Below are 23,133 nucleotides of genomic sequence, written 5' to 3' on the forward strand. Positions count from 1 at the left end.
CGTTGGGACGGAACAGTACGCCCGGGGAGGGGACGCGACCACGCGTCCAGCAGGCCGATCAACTCGGCTGGGACGACAGTCTCTACGCCGACGGGGAAGCGGCGGGGGACGGTACGGGGGAAGCCGGGAAGCCCGGATCCGGTACGGGGGGCTCAGGCACCGTCCCGGGCCCGCGGAAGGGCCACAAGGCCGGCCGCGGCGCCGAACCGTCCGGGCGCAAGCCCAGGAAGGGCAAGCACCGCGTCCTGCGGTGGGTCGCCTCGGTGCTCTCCCTGCTGATACTCGCCACCGGCGCGGCCGGTTACGTGTACTACCAGCACCTGAACCACAACATAAAGAAGGAGAACCTGACCCTCGGCGACAAGAAGATGACCGAGCACAAGGCCAACGCGGCCGGTCAGACTCCGCTGAACATCCTGATCATCGGCTCCGACGCCCGCAACACCGCGGCCAACCAGAAGCTGGGCGGCGCGAAGGAGACCTTCAACTCCACCCCTCTCGCCGACGTGCAGATGCTTCTGCACGTCTCGGCGGACCGCAGCAACATCTCCGTGGTCAGCATGCCGCGCGACACCATGCTGAAGATGCCCAAGTGCACCGACCCGAAGACCGGCAAGGTCTACGAGGCGTCCACGTCCCTGGTCATGACCAACACGAGCCTGGGGCGCGGCGGCCCCGGCTGCACGGTCGCCGCCTGGTACGAGCTCACCGGCATCACCATCGACCACTTCATGATGATCGACTTCGCCGGTGTGGTGTCGATGGCCGACGCCGTCGGCGGCGTACCCGTCTGTGTCGACGCCAACATCTACTCGCACAACAGCACCGGTTCGGGCTCCGGCCTCAAGCTGGAGGAGGGCACCACCTCCATCAAGGGCAAGCAGGCCCTCCAGTGGCTGCGGACCCGCTACGGCTTCGAGGACAACACGGACCTGGGCCGGGAGCAGGCGCAGCACCAGTACCTGAACTCGATGGTCCGCGAGCTCCGCAAGGGCACCAAGCTGACCGATCCCGGGAAGCTGATGGACCTCGCCGAGGCCGCCAGCAAGGCGCTCACGGTCGACAAGGCCCTCGACCCGAAGGGGCTGTACGACCTGGCCGGGGAGCTGAAGAAGGTTCCGACCAAGCGGATCACGATGACCACCATGCCGAACGTCTACGGCACGGGGGCGCTCAAGGACCGGGTCCTTCCGAAGCCGGGCGACGCCGAGCAGCTGTTCCGGATGGTGCGCGACGACGTCCCGCTCGACGGCGGCAAGGCGTCCAAGCCCACCGCGACGGCCTCGCCCACGCCCACCGACCCGTCCGCGCCGGTCGACGAGATCGCCGTGGCGGTGCGCAACGCGACCGCGTCCGACACGCAGGGTCCGGCGTCGGGCCGCGCCGGTGACGTACGGGACCTGCTCAAGGACGCCGGCTTCGTCCGGGCCACCCTCGACTCCTCGGACATCACCGCCTCGGCGCGGACCAGCGTCCTGTACCCGAGCGCGGAACTGGAGGGCGACGCCCAGGCGGTGGCCAAGGCGCTCGGCATCCCGGTGTCGCTGGTGAAGCAGTCGACCGACGTCTCCGGGATCTCCCTGGCGGTCGGTGCCGACTGGCGCGACGGGGGCAGCTACCCCGCCGCGAAGGACGACAAGACCCCCGAATCGGCGAAGGCCCTCAACGGTGACGACGAGAACGCCTGCATGCACGTGAACCCGAACTTCACCTGGTAGGCGCGGGACCACGCACACGAGGGAGGGGCTCCACCGTCGCGGTGGAGCCCCTCCCTCGTTGTTCATGGCCCTGGCGGGCCGTCAGGCGGTCTGCTCGCTCAGCGACGGGCGGCGGCCGGCGATGACGCGCCGGGCCAGCGAGCGCGGGCTGGTGAGGAAGCCGTACCCCCAGGACATGTGCATGGTGGCGAGGGCGACCGGGATCTGCGCGCGGGCCTTCAGCGACAGCCCCTTGCCGGCGGGCAGCGATCCGGCGGTGATGGCGGCGGCGTAGGCGGCGGGGACCAGGAAGGCCCAGGGGGTGACCGCGGCGCCGACGACGATGCCCGCGGCGATGGCGCAGACGGCGGTCGGCGGGGCGAGGTAGCGCAGGTTGATCGAGCCGGCGTGGTAGCGGGCGACGACGTGCCGCCAGCGGCCGTAGTCCTTGTACTGCTTGGCGAGCGCCCGCACCGAGGGGCGGGGGCGGTACTGGACCTTCAGCTCGGGCGAGAACCAGATCAGGCCGCCGGCCTCGCGGATGCGGAAGTTCAGCTCCCAGTCCTGGGCCCGGATGAACTCGACGTTGTACCCCTCGGCCCGCTCCAGCGCCTCGCGGCGGAAGACTCCGAGGTACACGGTCTCGGCGGGGCCCGCCTGGCCGCCGGTGTGGAACGCGGCGTTGCCGACGCCGATCTTCGAGGTCATCGCCGCGGCGACGGCGTCCTCCCAGGCGTTCTCGCCCTCGGCGTGCATGATGCCGCCGACGTTCTGGGCGCCGGTCTCCTCCAGGAGGCGGACTGCGGTGGCGATGTAGTCGGGCGAGAGCATGCCGTGCCCGTCGACCCGCACCACGATCGGGTGGCGGGAGGCGGCGATGGCGGCGTTGAGGGCGGCGGGGGTGCGGCCCGTGGGGTTGGGGACGGTGTGGACGCGGGAATCCTCGCGCACCAGTTCGGCGGCGATCTCGTCGGTGCGGTCCTTGGACGGGCCGAGCGCGATCACCACCTCCATCTCACCGGCGTACTCCTGTTCCAGGATGTGCCGGACCGAGTTCCTCAGGTGCCGCTCCTCGTCGAGCACCGGCATGATCACTGAGACGGCGGGGTACTGCGCGGCAGACATGTGGTCCTCGGGGGGTCCTCGGGGGCGCCGGGCTCCGGGTCGCACCACGGGAGACGGCGGTTGATCGACAGGTGGTGCGCGCGGCCACGTTACCGCTTACGGGGGACAACGGCGCGTCCCGCCGGGTCGCAGCCCGGAGAGGAGATCGTATGGACTTACCGTACGGACGGTCTGCCCACGCCCAGGAGGTTTCCCCCTCGTGACCACGCCGCCCAGGCCGCCCCGTCCACCGCGTCCCCGGCGCACCCCGCCGCGGCGCGGTCCGGCGCCGTCCGGGAGGCCGCCGAGATCGCGGCGGCAGGACGAACGGCCCCGCTGGGGGATGCGGCTGGCGACGGGGCTCTCGGTGCTGGTGCTCGGCGCGGGCGGCATCGGCCACGCGCTGGTCACCGGGCTGGAGACCGGCATCGACCGGGTGGACCCCTTCCGGGACATGAAGAACCGGCCCCCCGGGAGCCGCGGGACGAACCTGCTGCTCGTCGGCACCGACGGCCGCGACAGCATCACCGCGGCGGAGAAGAAGAAGTACCGGCTCGGCGGCGCCCCCTGCCACTGCACCGACACCCTCATGCTGGTGCACCTCTCCCAGGACCGGCGGCGGGCGAGCGTGGTGAGCCTGCCGCGCGACAGCTACGCCGTGATCCCCGCGCACACCGACGGGACGACCGGCAAGCAGCACGCCGCGCACCCGGTGAAGCTGAACGCCGCCTACGCGGAGGGCGGGCCGAACCTGACCGTGCGCACCGTGGAGCAGCTGACCGGGATCAAGATCGACCACTACCTGGAGGCGGACTTCACCAGCTTCATGAAGACGGTGGACGCGCTGGGCGGCGTGGACATCTGCACGGTACGGCCGCTGAAGGACGCGTACACCGGTCTGAACCTCCCCGCAGGCACCCACGAGCTCGACGGGGGCCAGGCCCTCCAGTACGTCCGCTCGCGGCACATCGACGGGGCGGCCGACCTGGGGCGGATGCAGCGGCAGCAGAAGTTCGTCGCCGCGGTGATCGAGCGGGCGACCAGCAAGGGGGTGCTGCTGAACCCCGTGAAGTTCCAGCAGGTCGTCTCGGCGATGCTGGGGTCGGTACGGGCCGACGAGGGGTTCGGCACCGAGCAGCTGCTGGAGCTGGGCTCGGCGATGCGCGGGTTCACCGCCGCCTCGTCGGAGTTCGCCTCCGTCCCGGTGGGCGACCCGAGTTTCCCGGTCAAGGGGATCGGGTCGACCGTGAAGTGGGACACCGCGCGGGCGGACGCGCTGTTCCGGACCCTGCGCGAGGACAGGCCGCTCACCGCAGCGAAGCCGTCCGCCGCTCCCTCGGAGTCGAAGGCCACGGTGGTGGACGTGGCGCCCCAGCAGATCCGGGTCCAGGTCTACAACGGCACGCCGCGGGCCGGTCTCGGCAAGGAACTGGACGACGCCCTGCGCGCCACCGGCTTCAACACCACCACGGCGCCCCTCAACGGCCCGGTCCGCGACCTCGCGCGCACCTTGATCACCTACGACCCGCGCTGGGACCGCTCGGCGAAGTCGCTGGCCACGGCGTTGCCCGGCAGCGAGCTGCGGGCGGCGCCCGGCCAGGGCGCCACGCTGCGGGTGACGGTCGGGGCGGACTGGAAGGCGGTGGTGCCGGTGCGGGCGGAGACCGTACCCCGGGGCACGTTCCACGCCGTCACCGGCGACGAGGTCGTCTGCCCGTGACTCCGGCGGAGAGCTCGTCCGCGGCCGTGGTCAGCTCTCGTCGATGCCGTCCGCGGCGCGCTGCTCGCGCAGCTCCTTGATCGCGCGGCGCCGGGCGAGGCGGTGCGTACGGCGGATCTGGGCCTCCTGGTGGCGCCGCTTGTCGCGCTCGGTGCCGGGGATCACCGGCGGTACGGGCCGGGGACGGCCGTCCGCGTCGACGGCGGCGAAGACGAGGTAGGCGCTGCCGACCTGCTGGGCGGGGGTCGACTCGTTCCACCGCTCGGCCATCACCCGTACCCCGACCTCCATGGAGGAGCGGCCCGTCCAGTTCACCTGGGCGCGTACGTGCACGAGGTCGCCGACCCGGACCGGCTCCAGGAAGACCATCTCGTCCATCGAGGCGGTCACGGCGGGCCCGCCCGAGTGCCGGCCGGCCACGGCCCCGGCCGCGTCGTCCACCAGCTTCATGATCACGCCGCCGTGCACCGTGCCCAGGAGGTTGGTGTCGGTGCCGGTCATGATGTGGCTGAGGGTGGTGCGGGACGCCTCGGTGGGCTTGCCGGGGAGGTCACCGGCACCGTCGCGGCCGTCACCGCCGTCCGTGCTGGTCCGGGAACGGCTTCCGTCCACGGGGCTGTTTCCGTCCTCGGGGCTGCTTCCGTCCTGGGGGCGATTGGCCAGTTTTGTCATACCGTCCACTGTATGCGGCCGATGCGTGACCGAATTTGCATCAGCTTCGCAACAGCCCTGAACCGTTTCTTCTCACACCCTGTGATCCGCGTGCCCGGGGGCGGCAGACTGGTCCGCATGAGTGACAGGCCCGGATGGACCGACGACAGCGACCGCTACGGCCGGGGCAGCGCCTCCCCCCAGCCCGAGGGTGCGCGCTCCATGCCCCGTGTCCAGCGACGCACCCCGCCGCCCGCTCCTCAGGTGCCGCCGCAGGGGCAGGGGTACCAGGGGCGTCAGGGGTATGGCACCCCCGAGGCGCCTCGGCGCGACCCGTACGGCCAGGGCGACCCGTACGGCCAGGGTGACGCGTACGGCCAGGCCGCCGGGCCCGGGTACGACAGCGGTTACAACACCGGCCAGGTCTACGGGTCGCCCCAGGGGCCGGGACACGGCCAGGGCCACGGCCAGGGCCACGGGCCGGGCGGCGGCGGTGGCGGGCGCGGCGGCGACGGCGGTTACGTCCAGGGCCGGCCCGCGCCGGACTGGCGGCGCCGGATCAAGATCGGCGCGCTGGCCTTGGTGGTCGTCGTGCTGGCGGTCTCCGTCTCGACGTACTTCTGGGCGGACTCCAAGCTCAAGCGCGAGGTCGACCTCTCCAAGGTCATCGACCGCCCGGACACGGGCGACGGCACGAACTACCTGATCGTCGGCTCCGACAGCCGCGAGGGCATGTCGGCCGAGGACAAGAAGAAGCTGCACACCGGCTCGGCCGAGGGCAAGCGCACCGACTCGATGATGATCCTGCACACCGGGTCGAACGGGCCGACGCTGGTCTCGCTGCCCCGCGACTCGAACGTGGAGATCCCCTCGTTCGTGGGCTCCGAGTCGGGCAAGAGGTACGAGGGCACCGGCCGGACGGTGAAGCTGAACGCCGCGTACGCGGAGGACGGCCCGGAGCTGCTGGTGCGGACCGTCGAGTACAACACCGGGCTGCACATCGACCACTACGTCGAGATCGGCTTCGGCGGCTTCGCCAGCATCGTGGACGCGATCGGCGGGGTCGAGCTCGACATCCCGAAGGCCTTCAAGGACAAGAACTCCGGCGCCGACTTCCAGGCGGGCAAGCAGACGCTGAACGGCGAGCAGTCCCTCGCCTTCGTCCGTACCCGCTACGCCTTCGCGGGCAGCGACCTGGACCGTACGAAGAACCAGCAGAAGTTCCTCGCGGCCCTCGCGAGCCAGACGGCGACCCCGTCGACGCTGATCAACCCGTTCACGCTGTACCCGGTGCTGGGCGCGGGTCTCGACACCCTCGTCGTGGACAAGGACATGTCGCTCTGGTCGCTGGCCCGGATGTTCTTCGCCATGAAGGGCGTCACCGGCGGCGACGGTACGTCGATGAACATCCCGCTCTCCGGGCGGAGCACCGGTGGGGGCAACCTCATCTGGGACAAGGAGAAGGTCAAGCAGCTCGTGGAGCAGCTGAAGAACGACGAGAAGGTGACGGTGCAGGGCAGCTGACCCTCCGGACACGCGACGGAGCCGGGACCCGTTCGGGGTCCCGGCTCCGTCGCGTCCGCCGGGCCCGCGACGGCCGGAGCGGGGTCAGTTGAAGCCGAAGCCCCTGGGCAGCGGCTCCTGGTGGAAGAGCCCGGCCGGGACGGCGGCGGCGATCGCCCCGTAGCCCGTCGGGTTCAGGTGCAGGTGGTCGGGGTCGCTGTACGCGGTCAGGATCTGGCGCGGGTTCTCCGGGTCGCGGACCGCGCGGTCGAAGTCGACCACGCTGTCGAACCGGCCGCTGGTGCGGATCCAGGCGTTGACCTTCTGCCGGGCCTGCTCGCGGTAGCCGTTCGGGTCGTCGTAGTCGGCGTTGCCGCCGAAGGGCGTCAGCGTCGCCCCGTAGACCCGGATGCCCTGGGTGTGGGCCCGGACGATGATCTGGTCGTAGGCGGCGATGAGGTCGTCCGCCGTCTTCTGCTGGGCGGCCTCGGTGGCCGCGGCCGTACCGATGTCGTTGACGCCCTCGAAGACGAGGGCCCACTCCACGCCGCTCTGCGCCAGGACGTCGCGGTCCACCCGGGAGAGGGCGTTGGGGCCGAGGCCGTCGTTGAGTACGCGGTTGCCGCCGGCCGCCTGGTTGAGGATGGCGGTACCGGCCGTGTCCGGGCGCGACCGCAGCCGGTCGAGGAGCTGGTCCGGCCAGCGGTTGTTGGCGTCGGTGGTGGAGCCCCGGCCGTCGGTGAGCGAGTCGCCGACGATGACGGCGGCGGCGGTGGTGTCCGGGGACCAGACCTCGACGCCGCTGAGGAAGTACCAGTGGGCGGCCGAGGCGGCACCGGCCAGGTCCTCGTCCCGCACGTGGTCGCCGGCGAGCATGTACGAGGTGGTCCGCGAGCCGGGGTGCGAGGTGATGCTGTTCGACGCCTGCCCGTCCGCCAGGTACACGGTCACCGTGAGGTTCGTCCCGGGCGCCACGTCGAAGTCCAGCGGGTCCGAGACGACCTGCGAGCCCACCGGGACGACCGCCGAGGCGCTCCCCCCGAACGTCACCTTCCGGGAGGTCGCGGGCTGGATCGCACTGGCTCCGGCCCGGCCCCCGGCGGGCAGCGCCACCGACACCGAGGTGAGCGGCAGCGCGGCGCCACCGAACGCGTTGGAGAACCGCAGCCGCACCTGCTTCCCGCCGACCGACACGTGGACGGTCTGCCGCAGGGTGGCGTCGTCGAGGACCTTGCCGTCCTGGTTGAACGGGGCGGGCGGCATGTTGTTCGGCTCGGTCAGCTGCGGCATCGACGTCCAGGTGTTCACCCAGTGCGTCCCCGCCTTCCGCGCGTGCGCGGTGGCGCTCCGCCCGCTCCCGCCGTTCGCCGCCGGGTGCTCCCCCGTGTCCGCGGCCCCGGCGGCTCCCACGGCGACACCGGTGGCCAGGGTGGCCGCGAGCGCCACCGTCACGGCCAGACCGGCCTTCGAAACTTTTCGAGCCATGGACTGCTTCCCCTCGGACGGAGTGATCCCCTTGCACGCTTCGGCGGTGACGGTAAACGGGGCGTTTCCAGGGTGTCAATGACTCTCACACGATCCGATACAACGCATGAACTCGGCGAAAGTTTCGGGGAGTTGGCACGCAAAGGCAGTCCCTCCCCGATACGCCGGTTTCCAGAAACGGAATCCCGGGCCCCTTGTTCCCCGGGGGTGGAGCCCGCGAGCATCAGAGGGGACATCCGACCACGAGGGGGCAGGCCGTGAAGCTGACACGACTGGTGGGCCAGTGCGACGACGGAGAGTGCCCGACCATCTACACCACGGACCGGGGAACGCTCGCCGTCCAGGGGAACCGTCTGTCCGACCATGGACTGGACATTCCGGCGCACGAGTCCTTGGTGGAAATCCCGATCGAACTCATCCGGAAGGTTATTGATGACAACCTCGTCCAGGACGCTTGGTGAATGGCTCGAAGAATTCGAGCAGGACGCGTTCCGACTTGAAACTCTGGACGATTACAGCAAGTCGGGTGGCGTGGACGCGTATCACGCATTCCTTGCCGGTGAGCCACAGCCGGAGAGTTACAGGACGGCCGCCTGGACGAAAACCGTCGCGAACGCGGTCCGGTCGGGAAAACGGATCTACCGCGTGCACGTCCTCGCCCGTCCACTCACGGAATATCTGCGATTCGAACTGTCCTGGGGATACCGACGGAACATGGCCGCCGGGGAGGAGTTCTTCATCCTGGACACGACGGACCAGGAGAACCCGATCCCCGACGCCCCCGATTTCTGGCTCTTCGATGAACGGATCATCGGGACCATGAGCTACGACAGTGCAGGGAAATACCTCGGAACAGCTTTCCCCGACGAGGATCAGTTGACCACATTCCTCAGTTACAGGAACAAGGCAATGGCCCATGCCGTGCCGTTCTCCGACTGGTGGGCGAAGTACGGCGCGTGAACAAATCGAGTCTCGGGTCGGCGCTGCGGGAACTGCGGAATGCTTCCGGAATGGAAGCGAAGGCGGTCGCCCGCGGCGCAGCCATGTCCCGGTCCAAGCTCTCCAAGATCGAGACCGGGAGCGCAGCCCCGAGCGTCACCGATGTCGACTGCATCCTCACCGCCATGGGCGTGTCGGATCAGGTGAAGACGGAGTACATGGCCGCCGCCAGAGAGGCGGCCACAGAAGTCACGGCATGGCGCCTGATTCGCCGCCTGGGCCACAGCCGCAAACAGGAACAGGTACAGGCTCTCGAGTCACGGACCACGTTGCTGCGCCTGTTTCAGCCTTCACTCGTCCCGGGCTTGATGCAGACCCCTGAATATGTGCGGGCGGTCTTCGTCCGAAAGGGCCTGCCACCAGCGCAGCTGGAACGCACCATCGGTGCACGGCTGGCGCGGCAGAGCGTCCTGTACGCGGAGGGCAAGGAATTTCGCTTCATCATCACGGAATCGGTTCTCCGCTGGCGCATCCTTCCGCCCTTGATGATGGCAGCGCAACTGGACCGCTTGATCTCCGTCTCCCGGCTGCCTCATGTCGATGTCCGGGTCGTCGCACTCTCCCAGCCTCAGGACGATTTCCCCGGACATTCCTTCTCCATCAGGGACGAGCGCACCGTGACCATGGAGATGGCGCACGCCGAGACAGTGGTGACGGACCCCCGAGACGTTGCTCTGTACGTGGCCAAGTTCGAAGGATTCAGCGCCTCCGCTCTCTCCGGTGACGTCATGAGGGAATGGGTCGAGTCCGTCCGGGACGACCTTTTGCGGGAACAGGAATAAGGCTGGAAAGCCGCGCCCGGCCCCGCCACGATGGGCGGTGAACCCGCAGGGCGGTGAAGGAACGCGGCAGACGCACGGAACGGCACGTTTCGGGCGTGCCGTGCGTACGGGAGACGTACTTGTCGTCCCCCTCGCGCCTCCGCATGCCGTCCGGCCTCCACCCTCACCAGAAGGAGCCTCGTCATGACCACAGCGACCACGAGGGATGCGTCTGCCGTCTTACGGCGCGGCCGGGACCTCGTCAGTCCCGAGCTGTTCGAGAGAGTGTCCGCGTTCTGCGCAGAGGAGTACGGTCACGAACTGCCCATGGCCCGGAGCATCGTGGACCAGGCACTCGCCTTCCTGAAGGTCATGGGAGACGCGCGCGCCTTCGACATGACTCCGTCCCGGGACGTCGACCCCGGCTGGCATTCGTTCGCCCTCCACACGCGCGCCTACGCCTCCTGGTGCCAGGAGCAGTTCGGCTACTTCCTGGACCACGAACCGAAGGCCGCGGTCCGCACCCGCCCGCCGATCGACTCGGTGGTCGAGCGCGTCAAGGCGGCCGGTTTCCAGGTCGACGAGCGGATGTGGGGCGCGGCGAAGAACTGCAATCCGCCGGCCTGCTGCGGCGACGGGGACGGCTGCTGACTCGCCCACCGCAGGGTTTCCGTCGTGTCCCACTCGTACGAAGGAGGGCCTTGGCGGGTCGCGGGCAGTCGGGTCCTCCACTGAGCGAAGGTACCGCCCATGGCATCTGGCGAGGGTCTGACCGGGAGCAGCAGAGTCACCGTTTTCGCCCTGTTCGGCGTGGTTGTCGGCTACGCCACGCACCACCTGGACACCCGGCTGATCGGAGACGTGGCGGTCCTCGGCCCACTGACCCCCGGGACCGAGTGGAGGCACCTGTGGCGGATGGCCAGGAACTGCGGGCGCCCCACAGCCGACGAGAAAGAGCTGGCCCAGTGGCTGCTCACCCAGGCAACCCGGGCGCTCGTGTGCGGCAGCGACCGCATCGCGCAATTCCCGGAGCGGGGATGGAAGCTGGAGCCGGGAGGCATGTGTGTCCGGTTCGACGCGCCGTACGCCAACCGTGACCAGCTCTGGACGGGGAATCTGACCGTGGAGGGGCTTGCCCCTGAACAGGTCGCGGAGCGCCCGACGCTCTACACCGCCTGAAGGACCATCGGAGCGCAGGCCGGATCACTTTGACGTGACTGCGCCGCGCGCGGCAGGACGGCCCCGCCGTGACCGGCGGGCCGTCCTGCCGCTTCCCCGTTACGGCAGGTTGCGCGCCATGACGATCCGCTGGACTTGGTTCGTGCCTTCATAAATCTGGGTGATCTTGGCGTCGCGCATCATGCGCTCGACCGGGTAGTCGCGGGTGTAGCCGTAGCCGCCGAGGAGCTGGACGGCGTCGGTGGTGACCTCCATGGCGACGTCGGAGGCGAAGCACTTGGCGGCGGCGCCGAAGAAGGTGAGGTCGCTGTCGACGCGCTGGGACTTGGCGGCGGCGCTGTAGGTGAGCTGGCGGGCGGCCTCCAGCTTCATCGCCATGTCGGCGAGCATGAACTGCACGCCCTGGAAGTCGGCGATGGGCTTGCCGAACTGCTTGCGCTCCTGGACGTACCCCTTGGCGTAGTCGAGGGCGCCCTGGGCGATGCCGAGCGCCTGGGCCGCGATGGTGATGCGGGTGTGGTCCAGGGTCTTCATCGCGGTGGCGAAGCCGGTGCCCTCCTCGCCGATCATGCGGTCGGCGGGGATGCGGACGTTGTCGAAGTAGATCTCGCGGGTCGGGGAGCCCTTGATGCCGAGCTTCTTCTCCGGGGCGCCGAAGGAGACGCCCTCGTCGGACTTCTCGACGACGAACGCGGAGATGCCCTTGGAGCGCTTGGTCGGGTCGGTGACGGCCATCACCGTGTAGTACTCGGAGACGCCCGCGTTGGTGATCCAGCGCTTCACGCCGTTGAGGACCCAGAAGTCGCCGTCGCGCACGGCCTTGGTCTTCATGCCGGCCGCGTCGGAGCCCGCGTCCGGCTCGGAGAGGGCGTACGAGAACATCGCGTCGCCCTTGGCGAGCGGGCCCAGGTACTTCTTCTTCAGCGCCTCGGAGCCGGAGAGGATCACCGGGAGGGAGCCGAGCTTGTTCACCGCGGGGATCAGGGAGGAGGACGCGCAGGCGCGGGCCACCTCCTCGATCACGATGACGGTGGCGAGCGCGTCGGCGCCGGCGCCGCCGTACTCCTCCGGTACGTGGACCGCGTGCAGGTCGGCGGCGACCAGGGCGTCCAGCGCCTCCTGCGGGAAGCGGCCCTCCTCGTCCACCGCCGCCGCGAACGGGGCGATCTTCGCCTCGGCGAGCGACCGGATCGTCTCGCGGAGCATGTCGTGCTCCTCGGCCGGACGGTAAAGGTCGAAATCGGTCGAACCCGCCAAGACGCTCACTCCCCAAAGATGCTAACTACCGTTCAGTAACCCAATTTTAGTCCCGCCCGCGCGCGATGGCCTACGCGTCGGACGCGTGAGCTTGACGACAGCGAGTGGCGGGGCGGTCGCGGTCGCCCCAGGGCGGGGAAGAAGCGGTACGCAAGGGGCACAAGGGGCGGAATTGGCGGGCGGGCGGCCCCGACTATGCTCGGCGAGGCACGTCCGTCCGTTTCATCCAGGAGCACCCATGGCCCTCAGGATCACTGTGATCGGCACCGGCTACCTCGGCGCCACCCATGCCGCGGCCATGGCCGAGCTGGGCTTCGAGGTGCTCGGGCTCGACGTGGTGCCGGAGAAGATCGAGCTGCTCCAGGCGGGCCGGGTGCCGATGTACGAGCCCGGTCTGGAGGAGATCCTCCAGAAGCACGTGGCGGGGATTCCGGGCTCCACCGGGCGGCTGCGGTTCACCACCTCCTGGGAGGAGGTGGGCGCCTTCGGCGACGTGCACTTCGTCTGCGTGAACACCCCGCAGAAGCACGGCGAGTACGCCTGCGACATGAGCTACGTGGACAGCGCCTTCGCCTCGCTGGCCCCGCACCTGACCCGCCCGGCGCTGGTGGTCGGCAAGTCGACCGTGCCGGTCGGCTCGGCGGCCCGGCTGGCGGAGCTGCTGGCCGGGCTCGCCCCGGTGGGCGCGGACGCGGAGCTGGCCTGGAACCCGGAGTTCCTCCGCGAGGGCTTCGCGGTGAAGGACACCCTGCACCCGGACCGGATCGTCGTCGGGGTGGAGAGCGAGCGGGCCGAGAAGCTGCTCCGCGAGGTGTACGCCGTTCCGGTCGCCGAGGGCTCTCCCTTCGTCGTCACCGACTTCCCCACCGCCGAACTGGTGAAGACCTCGGCGAACTCCTTCCTCGCCACCAAGATCTCGTTCATCAACGCGATGGCCGAGGTCTGCGAGGCGGCCGACGGGGACGTGGTGAAGCTGGCGGAGGCGATCGGGTACGACGAGCGGATCGGCTCGAAGTTCCTGCGGGCCGGTATCGGCTTCGGCGGCGGGTGCCTGCCCAAGGACATCCGGGCGTTCATGGCGCGCGCTGGTGAGCTGGGGGCCGACCAGGCGCTGACCTTCCTGCGCGAGGTGGACTCGATCAACATGCGCCGCCGGGGCCACATGGTGGAGCTGGCCCGGGAGGCCGTGGGCGGCAGCTCGTTCCTGGGCACCCGGGTGGCCGTGCTGGGCGCGACCTTCAAGCCCGACTCGGACGACGTGCGCGACTCCCCCGCGCTCAACGTGGCCGGGCAGATCCACCTCCAGGGCGGGCAGGTCACCGTGTTCGACCCGAAGGGCATGGAGAACGCCCGCCGCCTCTTCCCGACCCTCGGGTACGCGGAGTCCGCGCTGGACGCCGTGCGCGGCGCGGACGTGGTGCTGCACCTGACGGAGTGGCGGGAGTTCCGCGAGCTGGACCCGGAGGCGCTGGGCGAGGTCGCCGCGCACCGCATACTGCTGGACGGCCGCAACGCCCTGGACAGCGCGGTGTGGCGGGCGGCCGGGTGGACGTACCGGGCGATGGGCCGCCCGACCGCCTGATCACCGCCCTCACGTCATACGTACGTACGCCGAGAGGCCGCACCCGAGGGATCGGGGCGGCCTCTCGGCGTACGTACTCCAGGGCCGGGCGGAGGGCCGTCAGGCCTGGCCCTTGCCGTCCAGCTGCTCGATGGTGGCGTGGGACGGGCTCCGGCGGAACTGGAGGTCGCGGGCGACCGCCTCCGCGTCGCGCAGCACGCGTACCGCGTTGCGCCAGGTGAGCTTGGCGAGGTCGGCCTCGGACCAGTTGCGGCGCAGCAGCTCCGCGACGAGGTTCGGGTAGCCGGAGACGTCCTCCAGGCCCTCGGGGAGGAACGCCGTGCCGTCGTAGTCGCCGCCGATGCCGATGTGGTCGACGCCGGCCACCTCGCGCATGTGGTCGAGGTGGTCCGCGATGGTGGCGACGGTGGCGACCGGGCGCGGGTTGGCTTCCTCGAAGTCCTCGTGGATCCGCATGGCCTGCGGGGACGTGTCGAGGTGGTGCAGCCCGTGCTCGCGCATGTTCCGGTCGGCGGCGAGCGTCCACTCGACGGCGGCCGGCAGGACGAACTTGGGTACGAAGGTGGCCATCGCCACCCCGCCGTTGTCGCGCAGCTGGAGCAGCACGTCGTCGGGGACGTTGCGCGGGTGGTCGCAGACGGCGCGGGCGGAGGAGTGCGAGAAGACGACGGGCGCCTCGCTGGTGGCGATGGCGTCGCGCATGGTGCCGGGTGACACGTGCGAGAGGTCGACGAGCATGCCGCAACGGTTCATCTCGCGGACGACCTCGCGGCCGAACTCGGAGAGTCCGCCGAGGCGGGCGACGTCGGTCGCGGAGTCGGCCCAGTCGAGGTTGTCGTTGTGCGTCAGCGTCATGTAGCGGACGCCGAGGGTGTGCAGGGCGCGGAGGGTGGCCAGCGAGTTGTTGATGGAGTGGCCGCCCTCGGCCCCCATCAGGGAGGCGATGCGTCCCTCGGTGCGGGCCGCCTCCATGTCGTCGGCGGTCAGCGCCCGGCGCAGGTGCGCGGGGTAGCGCGTCTGCATCTCGCCGACGATGTCGATCTGTTCGAGGGTGGCGCTGACGGCTTCGTCGCCGGCGAGGTCGGAGCGCACGTACACCGACCAGAACTGCGCGCCGACGCCTCCGGCGCGGAGCCGGGGCAGGTCGGTGTGGAGGAGGCCGGTCTGGTCCTGGGCGATGTCACGGGCGTTCAGGTCGTAGCCGGCCTGTTCGCGCAGGGCCCACGGGAGGTCGTTGTGGCCGTCGACGACGGGGTGGACGGCGAGCAGATCCCGGGCCCGTCGCAGGTGGTCCGCGTGGTTCGTGTGGTTCGCGTGGTCCATGGCGCTGCCTGCCTACTTCCCGAATCCGAAGGATCCGGAGCCCTCGACCTTGGCCCGCAGCCGCCGGCCCTTCTCGGTGGCCTGTTCGTTCAGCTCGCCGAGGAAGGTGGTCATCCGCTCGCGGAGCTCCTCGTCGGCGGTGGCGAGGATGCGGGCGGCGAGGAGTCCGGCGTTGCGGGCGCCGCCGACGGAGACGGTGGCGACGGGGATGCCGGCGGGCATCTGGACGATGGAGAGCAGGCTGTCCATGCCGTCCAGGTACTTCAGCGGCACCGGGACGCCGATGACCGGCAGCGGGGTGACGGAGGCCAGCATGCCGGGCAGGTGGGCGGCGCCGCCCGCGCCCGCGACGATCGCCTTCAGGCCGCGGCCGGCCGCCTGCTCGCCGTACGCGATCATCTCGCGGGGCATCCGGTGGGCGGAGACGACGTCCACCTCGTACGCGATGCCGAACTCGTCCAGGGCCTGGGCGGCGGCCTCCATGACGGGCCAGTCGGAGTCCGACCCCATGACGATGCCGACTACGGGTGCGGTGCGCGGGTCTGTCATTCGGTGATCGTCCCTCGTAGGTAGTCGGCCGCGTGCCGGGCGCGCTCCCGCACGTCCGCCAGATCGTCGCCGTAGGTGTTGACGTGTCCGACCTTGCGGCCGGGCTTCACGTCCTTGCCGTACATGTGGATCTTGAGCTGCGGGTCCCGGGCCATGCAGTGCAGGTAGCCCTGGTACATGTCGGGGTAGTCGCCGCCCAGGACGTTGCACATGACCGTCCAGGGGGCGCGCGGGCGCGGGTCGCCGAGCGGCAGGTCGAGCACGGCGCGGACGTGGTTGGCGAACTGCGAGGTGATCGCGCCGTCCTGGGTCCAGTGGCCGGAGTTGTGCGGGCGCATGGCCAGTTCGTTGACGAGGATGCCGGGTGTCCCGTCGGCGGCACGGGTCTCGAAGAGCTCGACGGCGAGGTGGCCGACGACTCCGAGTTCGGCGCCGATCCGCAGCGCGAGCTGCTGGGCCTCGCCGGCCAGCTTCTCGTCGAGACCGGGGGCCGGGGCGATGACCGTGTCGCAGACCCCGTCGACCTGGACGGACTCCACGACGGGGTAGGCGACGGCCTGGCCGTGCGGGGAGCGGACGATGTTCGCCGCGAGCTCGCGGGTGAAGGCGACCTTCTCCTCGGCGAGGACCGGGACTCCGGCACGGAAGGGCTCGGCCGCGTCCGCCTCGGAGCGCACCACCCAGACGCCCTTGCCGTCGTAGCCGCCGCGGACCGTCTTGAGGATCACCGGGTAGCCGTCACCCTCGCCCGCGAAGGCGGTGACGTCGGCGGGGTCCGTGACGATGCGGTGGCGGGGACAGGGCACGCCGAGCTCGGTGAGCCGGGCCCGCATCACGCCCTTGTCCTGGGCGTGCCGCAGAGCGTCGGGTCCGGGGCGTACGGCGATGCCGTCGGCCTCCAGGGCCCGCAGGTGCTCGGTGGGCACGTGCTCGTGGTCGAAGGTGATCACGTCGCAGCCGCGCGCGAAGGCGCGGAGGGTGTCCAGGTCGCGATAGTCGCCGACGACGACCTCGTTCACCACCTGGGCGGCCGAGTCCTGCGGGGTGTCACTGAGCAGCTTGAATGTCAGGCCGAGGGGGATGCCCGCCTCGTGGGTCATGCGGGCGAGCTGACCGCCGCCGACCATGCCGACTACCGGGAACGTCACGCCCCCAGGGTATCCGCCAGCCAGGTGCCCCTTGACTCTGGCCCGAAAGGGCCCCCGGGGGCGGGTGACGCCGTCGTCGCTGGACAGGTGCCCCGAGGCCCGGGGCATCACACGGTCGGGCTGGTTAGCATGAGCGGGTTGACGAAACCGACCGGACGGGGCTGAACGATCATCATGAGCGAACGGGGCGCACTGCGGACCCGGCTTGATCGGCTGGCCCGGGAGGTCGCCAAGTTCGGCGTGGTCGGCGCGCTCGGGCTGGTGGTCAACATCGCGGTATCCAACCTGATCTGGCGCACCACGGACATTCCGACCGTGCGGGCCGGGCTGATGGCCACCTGTGTGGCCATCCTCTTCAACTACGTGGGGTTCAGGTACTGGACCTACCGGGACCGCGACAAGAGCGGCCGGACCCGCGAACTGGTGCTGTTCCTGCTGTTCAGCGCGGTGGGTGCGGTGATCGAGACGGGCGTGCTGTACGCGGCGACGTACGGCTTCGGCTGGGACACCCCGGTGCAGAGCAACGTCGCCAAGGTCCTGGGCATCGGGATCGCCACGCTCTTCCGCTTCTGGTCGTACCGCACCTGGGTGTTCAAGGCGCTCCCCGAGAAGGAGGCCGTGGTCGTCGCGGAGCAGTTTCCCGGGCGGCGACAGCCCTCGGAGCCGGTAGCGCCGGACACCGTACGGAACTGACCGCACCCCGCACCGCGACACCCAGCCCGCCCGGTCCCGCGCTCAGCGGACCGGGCGTTCCTGTTCCTCGGGGGTGCGCGCGACGCTGCCGAGGAAGAGGGCGAAGACGGGCGGCTGCTGCTGGAGGAGTTCCAGCCTGCCGCCGTCGGCCTCGGCGAGGTCGCGGGCGACCGCGAGTCCGATGCCGGTGGAGTTGCGCCCGCTGATGGAGCGTTCGAAGATCCGGGCGCCGAGGTCGGCGGGGACGCCCGGGCCCTCGTCGGTGACCTCCACGACGACCTGGTTGCCCGTGACGCGGGTGCGCAGGGCGACCGTGCCGCCGCCGTGCATCAGCGCGTTCTCGATCAGGGCGGCGAGCACCTGGGCGACGGCACCGGGGGTGCCGACCGCCCGCAGGCCGTGCCGGCCGGAGCGGACGACGGCACGGCCCTCGCCGCGGTAGGCGGGGCGCCACTCCTCGATCTGCTGCTTGATGACCTCGTCCAGGTCGAAGACGACGGCGGAGCCGGTGCGGGGGTCCCGGGCGTTGGTCAGCAGCCGCTGGACGACGTCGGTGAGGCGCTCGACCTGGGTGAGGGCGATGTTCGCCTCCTCCTTCACCGTGTCCGGGTCGTCGGTGACGGAGATTTCCTCGATGCGCATGGAGAGCGCGGTGAGCGGGGTGCGCAGCTGGTGGGAGGCGTCGGCCGCGAGCCGCCGCTCGGCCGTCAGCATCCGGGCGATCCGTTCCGCGGAGGCGTCGAGGACGTCGGCGACCCGGTCCAGCTCGGGCACCCCGTACCGCTTGTGGCGGGGGCGCGGGTCGCCGGAGCCGAGGCGTTCCGCGGTCTCCGCGAGGTCGGTGAGCGGGGAGGTGAGCCGGTTGGCCTGGCGTACGGCGAGGAGGACGGCCGAGATGATCGCGAGGAGGGCCACCGCACCGATGATCAGCAGGGTGCGGCCGACCTCGCGGGTGACGGCCGAGCGGGATTCCTCGACGGTGACCCGCTCGCCCTCCTCCCCCTTCACGACGGAGGTGATGGCGTTGCCGCCGGGCCGGGTGCCGACCTCGATCGGGGCACGGCCGGGGAGATCGATACGGGCGTACCGGTCACCGACGACCTGTTCGTCGAGTACGGCGGCGGTGATCCGTTCCTCGCCGAGCAGCCGGCTCTCCACGACGCTGATCAGGCGCAGCGCCTCGGAGTCCACGCTCTCCTGGGCGCTGTTGCTGATGGTGCGGGTCTCCACGAGGACCAGGGAGATGCCGAAGACGGCGATCACCACGAGCACCACGGAGAGCGTGGAGTTGATCAGTCGGCGGCGCATGAGGTGCTTCTGCCCGTCAGCTTTCTGTGCTCGTCGGCTTTCTGTGCCCGTCAGCTTTCCGTACCTGTCGGCTTTCCCGGTCCGTCAGCCTTCTGTGCCCGTCAGCTCTTCTCGAAGCGGAAGCCGACGCCGCGGACGGTGGCGATGTAGCGGGGGTTCGCCGCGTCGTCGCCGAGCTTCTTGCGGAGCCAGGAGATGTGCATGTCCAGGGTCTTCGTCGACGACCACCAGGTGGTGTCCCAGACCTCGCGCATCAGCTGGTCGCGGGTGACGACCCGGCCGGCGTCCCGGACCAGCACCCGCAGGAGGTCGAACTCCTTCGCGGTGAGCTGGAGCTCCTCGTCGCCCATCCAGGCGCGGTGCGACTCGACGTCGATCCGTACGCCGTGGGTGGCGGGCTGCGGGGCGGGCTCGGCGGCGCCGCGCCGCAGCAGGGCGCGGACGCGGGCGAGGAGCTCCGCGAGTCGGAAGGGCTTGGTGACGTAGTCGTCGGCGCCGGCGTCCAGGCCGACCACCGTGTCGACCTCGTCGGCGCGGGCGGTCAGCACCAGGATCGGCACGGCGTGGCCGTCGGCGCGCAGCCGTCGGGCCACTTCGAGGCCGTCCATGCCGGGCAGTCCCAGATCGAGGACGACCAGGTCGACGCCGCCCTGGAGTCCGGCGTCGAGCGCGGTGGGGCCGTCCTGGCGGACCTCGACCTCGTAGCCCTCCCGACGCAGGGCGCGGGCCAGTGGCTCCGAGATGGATGCGTCGTCCTCGGCGAGCAGTACACGGGTCATGGGGTGATGGTAGTCCGCGAGGGAGGCCCGGAGTGAGGCGCACGAAAACGCCTTCGAGTCATACCCCCATCCCCCTCAGGACCTTCAATTGATCGACCGCGGTTCCACTCCTACCTGTGATCGATGTCTCATACTCTTCCATATGGTGCAAGGTCGTGTCGTATGGTGTTGCGACGCCTGTTGCACTAATGGGGACCTTTGGGCAGCGTTTCGCGCCGAAGGTCCCTTTCATGTGCGGGCTGGTTCCCGCCAGTCTTGTAACGAGTGAATGACCTGTGGGCCGGGCCCGGAGCGCGACGATGCGCGCCGGGTGTGGATCCCGATGCGGTCGGTCCCCCGTCTCCGTACCTCTTCCCAGGGGCCGGAAGGCGGAGCGAATCCCTTTCAGGCGAGGGGCAGGGCCCTGAACGCGTCGGTGCCGGCCACCCCCCACCGGACGTACCCCGCTTCCACGGCGGTACGTCCCCATCAGCAAGGATCGACCATGGCGTCCAGCCTGACGAAGGAAACCGCCGGCCAGACCGGCGGGGCGACCTTCTTCGGCCACCCCCGCGGCCTGGCCACGCTCTTCATGACCGAGATGTGGGAGCGTTTCTCCTACTACGGCATGAGGGCCCTGCTCCCCCTGTACCTGATCGCTCCCAACGGGCTTCACATGAACCCGGCCACGGCGACGGCGATCTACTCGGTCTACCTGTCGCTCGTCTACCTGCTCGCCATGCCCGGCGGCTGGTTCGGCGACCGGGTCTGGGGTCCGCGCAAGACGGTGGCCATCTCCGGTGCGGTGATCATGGTCGGTCACCTCGTACTGGCCCTCCCCTCCGAGGGCACGTTCTTCGCCGGCCTCGGTCTCGTGGCCATCGGTTCGGGCCTGCTGAAGTCCAACATCTCGACGATGGTCGGCCACCTCTACGACGGCCCGGACGACCCGCGCCGCGACGGTGGCTTCACGATCTTCTACATGGGCATCAACCTCGGTGGCTTCGTCGCCCCGCTGGTGATCGGCACCATCGGCGAGAACGTCAACTGGCACCTCGGCTTCGCCCTGGCCGCCGTCGGCATGGGGCTGGGTGTCCTCCAGTTCATGCTCGGCAGCCGCCACCTGGACGCGCGCAGCTTCGAGACCCCGAAGCCGCTCTCGTCCGCCGAGCGCGCCTCCACGCTGCGCAAGTCGATGATCTGGCTGGGCATCGCCGCGGTCTTCTACATCGTCACGGTCGTCACCGGCGTCTACACGCTGAACTGGCTGCTGGTCCCGATCACCGTGGCCGGTCTGGTCATCCCGGTGATGGTCCTGGCGCGCATCAAGCGCGACAAGGAGCTGAGCGGCACCGAGCAGCGCAAGGTCTCCGGTTACATCTGGTTCTTCGTCGCCGCCGCGCTCTTCTGGATGATCTACGACCAGGGCGGCTCGACGATGGCGATCTTCGCCGAGGACTCGGCGAAGAACTCGGTGTTCGGCTGGGAGTTCCCGGTCTCCTGGTACCAGTCGGTCAACCCCATCCTGATCATGGCCCTGGCCCCGGTCTTCGCCGCCTTCTGGATGGCGCTGAACCGCCGCGGCAAGGAGCCGAGCACGATCGTGAAGTTCAGCTCCGGCCTGGTGCTGGTCGGTGCGTCGTTCTTCCTCTTCCTGGCGCCCCTGACCATCGCCACCGACGGCCACCAGGCCGCCGCGATGTGGCTGGTCGCGATCTACTTCGTGCAGACCGTCGGTGAGCTGACGCTCTCCCCGGTGGGCCTCTCGGTCACCACGAAGATGGCTCCGGCCAAGTACGCCAGCCAGATGATGGGTGTCTGGTTCCTCGCGGTCACCGCGGGCGACTGCACCACCAGCCTGCTCTCCCTGGCGGGCGTGGACCTCAACGGCACCGGGATCGTCACCCTGCAGGCCGCGCTCGCGGCGCTCGCGGGTGTCGCGATCTTCATGTACCGCGGCAAGGTGAAGTCCCTCATGGGCGACGTGCGCTGACGCGCGTACCCCGCAACGACGGCGGAGGGCCGCCGCACCGAGTGATCGGTGCGGCGGCCCTCCGCCGTTTCCGTACGTGCTGTTACGCGGGTGCGGCCAGCTCCGCCCAGACGGTCTTGCCGGGTGCGTCGGGGACGCGTACCACGCCCCAGTCCAGGCAGAGCCGCTGCACGATGAACATGCCGTGGCCGCCGGGGCGGCCGGCCCGGTGCGGGGTGCGCGGGGCGGGCTGCCCGGCGCCGTTGTCGGTGACCTCGATCCGCAGCACCTTGGAGGTGGCTCCTATCCGGAGCTCCTCGGGGCCGCCCGCGTGCAGGCAGGCGTTGGTTACCAGCTCGGAGACGACCAGCAGGACGTCCTCGGCGGCGGCGCGGCGGTCGGCGCCCTCGGCGGGCAGCCAGCCCCACTCGTGCAGGGCCTCGCGTGCGAAGTCGCGGGCCATCGGCACGATGCCGGTGGCCTCCCGCAGAGAGAGGGTGCGCCACTGCCGGTCGGCCGGGGCCGGTGCGGACGTGTCCGCTCCGTCCGGCTCGCGGCCGAGGCCGCCCGGCGGATGCTGCCGGGTGGTGCTCATCAGCGCTTCACCTCACCGATTCACCGTGTCGCCATCGAACAGATACAGGTCAGATTCTTGGATGCGGGCCTCCGTGGCTCCGCCGGGACTCCTGCCCGGCGGGGCTCCGACGACACCCGCTCCGGCCGGCGGATCGTGTGACGCGCGGGGCGCGTGATCCGGCCGGGGGTGGTGCGAGAGGGGCACCTCAGGTGCCCAGGGCGTCTTGGACCGTGTCGTGGACGGTGAAAACCGCCTCCGCGCCAGTGATCTCGAAGACCCTGGCCACGACGGGCCGCATGCCGGCCAGGTGGACCTCCCCGCCGGCCTCTTCCGCCTGGAGCCGCGCGCCGAGCAGGACGTTCAGTCCCGTGGAGTCGCAGAACTCGAGCCCGGAACAGTCGACGATCAGGCGCACGCGCCCTTGCTCGACCGCACTCTCCAGAGGTTCGCGCAGCAGATCGGCGGTGTGGTGATCGAGCTCACCCACCGGCGTCACGATCTCGCTGCCGCCCTCCGTCCGGGTCTCGACCAGAAGTCTTCCCCGGTTCGTACTGCCGACCGTCCCGCGGTCCATGCCGTCCCTCTTCACCGTTGGTCAGTGGGGCCTTGAGCGGCGGGTGAGCCGCCCGTATTCCTGTGTCCGCGCGCATGCCGCGACATACGCGAAACATTACGCGGTCCGCCTCTCCCGCGGTAGCAGGAGATCTCAACAAACCGGACATAACGGCTAATTGGAGCTTGTCACTCCTACCGCCGAGCAGGTAAGGGTAGAGGGACACCTGCTTCATCCACCCCTTACCGGCTTTGGAGGCGCCGCTTCACCGCAGCATCACGAACGGCTTCGGCAGCCCTATGCCGAGACACTGG

At 70.2% G+C, this 23,133-nt stretch carries 22 protein-coding genes; 11 read left to right on the forward strand and 11 right to left on the reverse strand.

The window, feature by feature from the left end:
* Positions 1-2: 2 nt before the first annotated feature.
* The gene (locus tag ACWCWD_RS34030; RefSeq protein WP_450779018.1) at positions 3-1,718 is read left to right on the forward strand and encodes an LCP family protein; all 1,716 of its coding nucleotides are present in this window, start codon (positions 3-5) and stop codon (positions 1,716-1,718) included.
* An 81-nt stretch (positions 1,719-1,799) separates the two neighbouring features.
* Here the strand turns inward: ACWCWD_RS34030 and ACWCWD_RS34035 are convergent, their stop codons facing one another.
* Complete coding sequence (locus tag ACWCWD_RS34035; protein WP_450779020.1) at positions 1,800-2,822, reverse strand: glycosyltransferase family 2 protein; 1,023 nt, start codon at positions 2,820-2,822, stop codon at positions 1,800-1,802.
* A gap of 199 nt (positions 2,823-3,021) precedes the next feature.
* Between ACWCWD_RS34035 and ACWCWD_RS34040 the strand changes: the two genes are divergently transcribed.
* Positions 3,022-4,521 (forward strand): LCP family protein, encoded by a 1,500-nt coding sequence (locus ACWCWD_RS34040; RefSeq protein WP_450779022.1) that lies wholly within the window; start codon positions 3,022-3,024, stop codon positions 4,519-4,521.
* 30 nt (positions 4,522-4,551) lie between these two features.
* On the opposite strand, the gene ACWCWD_RS34045 is transcribed toward ACWCWD_RS34040, so the two are convergent.
* Complete coding sequence (locus tag ACWCWD_RS34045; RefSeq protein ID WP_450779024.1) at positions 4,552-5,193, reverse strand: acyl-CoA thioesterase; 642 nt, start codon at positions 5,191-5,193, stop codon at positions 4,552-4,554.
* A 117-nt stretch (positions 5,194-5,310) separates the two neighbouring features.
* Here ACWCWD_RS34045 and ACWCWD_RS34050 point away from each other — a divergent pair, with 117 nt between their 5' ends.
* On the forward strand, positions 5,311-6,696 hold the full coding sequence (locus ACWCWD_RS34050) for an LCP family protein (RefSeq protein WP_450779026.1): 1,386 nt from the start codon (positions 5,311-5,313) through the stop codon (positions 6,694-6,696).
* A gap of 84 nt (positions 6,697-6,780) precedes the next feature.
* Here ACWCWD_RS34050 and ACWCWD_RS34055 read toward each other — a convergent pair whose 3' ends face one another.
* Positions 6,781-8,160, reverse strand: coding sequence for an SGNH/GDSL hydrolase family protein (locus ACWCWD_RS34055; RefSeq protein WP_450779028.1), 1,380 nt, complete (start codon positions 8,158-8,160; stop codon positions 6,781-6,783).
* Between the two features lie 257 nt (positions 8,161-8,417).
* Here ACWCWD_RS34055 and ACWCWD_RS34060 point away from each other — a divergent pair, with 257 nt between their 5' ends.
* The 5 genes from ACWCWD_RS34060 (at position 8,418) to ACWCWD_RS34080 (ending at position 11,099) form a co-directional block, all read left to right on the forward strand.
* Positions 8,418-8,621, forward strand: coding sequence for a hypothetical protein (locus ACWCWD_RS34060; protein ID WP_450779030.1), 204 nt, complete (start codon positions 8,418-8,420; stop codon positions 8,619-8,621).
* Positions 8,593-9,120 (forward strand): DUF6879 family protein, encoded by a 528-nt coding sequence (locus ACWCWD_RS34065; RefSeq protein ID WP_450779032.1) that lies wholly within the window; start codon positions 8,593-8,595, stop codon positions 9,118-9,120. Before ACWCWD_RS34060 ends, ACWCWD_RS34065 begins: the two co-directional genes overlap by 29 nt.
* Complete coding sequence (locus tag ACWCWD_RS34070) at positions 9,117-9,941, forward strand: helix-turn-helix domain-containing protein (RefSeq protein WP_450779034.1); 825 nt, start codon at positions 9,117-9,119, stop codon at positions 9,939-9,941. The genes ACWCWD_RS34065 and ACWCWD_RS34070 overlap by 4 nt, the downstream gene beginning before the upstream one ends.
* Before the next feature lie 183 nt (positions 9,942-10,124).
* The gene (locus ACWCWD_RS34075) at positions 10,125-10,571 is read left to right on the forward strand and encodes a hypothetical protein (protein ID WP_450779036.1); all 447 of its coding nucleotides are present in this window, start codon (positions 10,125-10,127) and stop codon (positions 10,569-10,571) included.
* 99 nt (positions 10,572-10,670) lie between these two features.
* Complete coding sequence (locus ACWCWD_RS34080; RefSeq protein ID WP_450779037.1) at positions 10,671-11,099, forward strand: hypothetical protein; 429 nt, start codon at positions 10,671-10,673, stop codon at positions 11,097-11,099.
* Positions 11,100-11,198: 99 nt separating this feature from the next.
* Here the strand turns inward: ACWCWD_RS34080 and ACWCWD_RS34085 are convergent, their stop codons facing one another.
* Positions 11,199-12,356, reverse strand: coding sequence for an acyl-CoA dehydrogenase (locus ACWCWD_RS34085; protein WP_450779068.1), 1,158 nt, complete (start codon positions 12,354-12,356; stop codon positions 11,199-11,201).
* A gap of 238 nt (positions 12,357-12,594) precedes the next feature.
* Between ACWCWD_RS34085 and ACWCWD_RS34090 the strand changes: the two genes are divergently transcribed.
* Positions 12,595-13,938 (forward strand): UDP-glucose dehydrogenase family protein, encoded by a 1,344-nt coding sequence (locus ACWCWD_RS34090; RefSeq protein ID WP_450779038.1) that lies wholly within the window; start codon positions 12,595-12,597, stop codon positions 13,936-13,938.
* A gap of 99 nt (positions 13,939-14,037) precedes the next feature.
* Here ACWCWD_RS34090 and ACWCWD_RS34095 read toward each other — a convergent pair whose 3' ends face one another.
* Genes ACWCWD_RS34095 through ACWCWD_RS34105 form a run of 3 tightly spaced genes read right to left on the reverse strand, consistent with a single transcriptional unit; the run spans position 14,038 to position 16,958 of the window.
* Positions 14,038-15,261 (reverse strand): dipeptidase, encoded by a 1,224-nt coding sequence (locus ACWCWD_RS34095; RefSeq protein WP_450779040.1) that lies wholly within the window; start codon positions 15,259-15,261, stop codon positions 14,038-14,040.
* A 12-nt stretch (positions 15,262-15,273) separates the two neighbouring features.
* Entirely contained in the window at positions 15,274-15,810 is a 537-nt protein-coding gene (gene purE / locus ACWCWD_RS34100; RefSeq protein ID WP_327176131.1) for a 5-(carboxyamino)imidazole ribonucleotide mutase, read from the reverse strand.
* Entirely contained in the window at positions 15,807-16,958 is a 1,152-nt protein-coding gene (locus ACWCWD_RS34105; protein ID WP_450779042.1) for a 5-(carboxyamino)imidazole ribonucleotide synthase, read from the reverse strand. Before ACWCWD_RS34105 ends, purE begins: the two co-directional genes overlap by 4 nt.
* Before the next feature lie 174 nt (positions 16,959-17,132).
* On the opposite strand from ACWCWD_RS34105, the gene ACWCWD_RS34110 reads away from it, so the two are divergent.
* Positions 17,133-17,651 carry a GtrA family protein gene (locus ACWCWD_RS34110; RefSeq protein WP_450779044.1) on the forward strand — a complete coding sequence of 173 codons (519 nt, stop codon included), beginning with the start codon at positions 17,133-17,135 and terminating at the stop codon, positions 17,649-17,651.
* Between the two features lie 42 nt (positions 17,652-17,693).
* On the opposite strand, the gene ACWCWD_RS34115 is transcribed toward ACWCWD_RS34110, so the two are convergent.
* Positions 17,694-18,959, reverse strand: coding sequence for an ATP-binding protein (locus ACWCWD_RS34115; protein WP_450779046.1), 1,266 nt, complete (start codon positions 18,957-18,959; stop codon positions 17,694-17,696).
* A gap of 101 nt (positions 18,960-19,060) precedes the next feature.
* A complete protein-coding gene (locus tag ACWCWD_RS34120; protein ID WP_327176135.1) occupies positions 19,061-19,738 on the reverse strand; it encodes a response regulator transcription factor in 678 nt (225 codons plus the stop codon).
* 484 nt (positions 19,739-20,222) lie between these two features.
* Here ACWCWD_RS34120 and ACWCWD_RS34125 point away from each other — a divergent pair, with 484 nt between their 5' ends.
* Positions 20,223-21,710, forward strand: a complete 1,488-nt coding sequence (locus ACWCWD_RS34125; protein WP_450779049.1) for an oligopeptide:H+ symporter — start codon at positions 20,223-20,225, stop codon at positions 21,708-21,710.
* 82 nt (positions 21,711-21,792) lie between these two features.
* Here ACWCWD_RS34125 and ACWCWD_RS34130 read toward each other — a convergent pair whose 3' ends face one another.
* The gene (locus tag ACWCWD_RS34130) at positions 21,793-22,284 is read right to left on the reverse strand and encodes an ATP-binding protein (RefSeq protein ID WP_450779051.1); all 492 of its coding nucleotides are present in this window, start codon (positions 22,282-22,284) and stop codon (positions 21,793-21,795) included.
* A 187-nt stretch (positions 22,285-22,471) separates the two neighbouring features.
* Entirely contained in the window at positions 22,472-22,840 is a 369-nt protein-coding gene (locus ACWCWD_RS34135; protein WP_450779052.1) for an STAS domain-containing protein, read from the reverse strand.
* Positions 22,841-23,133: the final 293 nt, after the last annotated feature.

The sequence above is a fragment of the Streptomyces sp. NPDC001493 genome (assembly GCF_053597235.1).

Excerpts from the sequence above, each read along its gene's own strand:
- ACWCWD_RS34135 (WP_450779052.1), bottom strand. The coding sequence starts at position 22,840 with ATGGACCGCGGGACGGTCGGCAGTACGAACCGGGGAAGACTTCTGGTC.
- ACWCWD_RS34125 (WP_450779049.1), top strand. The coding sequence starts at position 20,223 with ATGGCGTCCAGCCTGACGAAGGAAACCGCCGGCCAGACCGGCGGGGCG.
- ACWCWD_RS34120 (WP_327176135.1), bottom strand. The coding sequence starts at position 19,738 with ATGACCCGTGTACTGCTCGCCGAGGACGACGCATCCATCTCGGAGCCA.
- ACWCWD_RS34045 (WP_450779024.1), bottom strand. The coding sequence starts at position 5,193 with ATGACAAAACTGGCCAATCGCCCCCAGGACGGAAGCAGCCCCGAGGAC.
- ACWCWD_RS34065 (WP_450779032.1), top strand. The coding sequence starts at position 8,593 with ATGACAACCTCGTCCAGGACGCTTGGTGAATGGCTCGAAGAATTCGAG.
- ACWCWD_RS34130 (WP_450779051.1), bottom strand. The coding sequence starts at position 22,284 with ATGAGCACCACCCGGCAGCATCCGCCGGGCGGCCTCGGCCGCGAGCCG.
- ACWCWD_RS34050 (WP_450779026.1), top strand. The coding sequence starts at position 5,311 with ATGAGTGACAGGCCCGGATGGACCGACGACAGCGACCGCTACGGCCGG.
- ACWCWD_RS34095 (WP_450779040.1), bottom strand. The coding sequence starts at position 15,261 with ATGGACCACGCGAACCACACGAACCACGCGGACCACCTGCGACGGGCC.
- purE (WP_327176131.1), bottom strand. The coding sequence starts at position 15,810 with ATGACAGACCCGCGCACCGCACCCGTAGTCGGCATCGTCATGGGGTCG.
- ACWCWD_RS34055 (WP_450779028.1), bottom strand. The coding sequence starts at position 8,160 with ATGGCTCGAAAAGTTTCGAAGGCCGGTCTGGCCGTGACGGTGGCGCTC.
- ACWCWD_RS34090 (WP_450779038.1), top strand. The coding sequence starts at position 12,595 with ATGGCCCTCAGGATCACTGTGATCGGCACCGGCTACCTCGGCGCCACC.
- ACWCWD_RS34110 (WP_450779044.1), top strand. The coding sequence starts at position 17,133 with ATGAGCGAACGGGGCGCACTGCGGACCCGGCTTGATCGGCTGGCCCGG.
- ACWCWD_RS34115 (WP_450779046.1), bottom strand. The coding sequence starts at position 18,959 with ATGCGCCGCCGACTGATCAACTCCACGCTCTCCGTGGTGCTCGTGGTG.
- ACWCWD_RS34075 (WP_450779036.1), top strand. The coding sequence starts at position 10,125 with ATGACCACAGCGACCACGAGGGATGCGTCTGCCGTCTTACGGCGCGGC.
- ACWCWD_RS34080 (WP_450779037.1), top strand. The coding sequence starts at position 10,671 with ATGGCATCTGGCGAGGGTCTGACCGGGAGCAGCAGAGTCACCGTTTTC.
- ACWCWD_RS34035 (WP_450779020.1), bottom strand. The coding sequence starts at position 2,822 with ATGTCTGCCGCGCAGTACCCCGCCGTCTCAGTGATCATGCCGGTGCTC.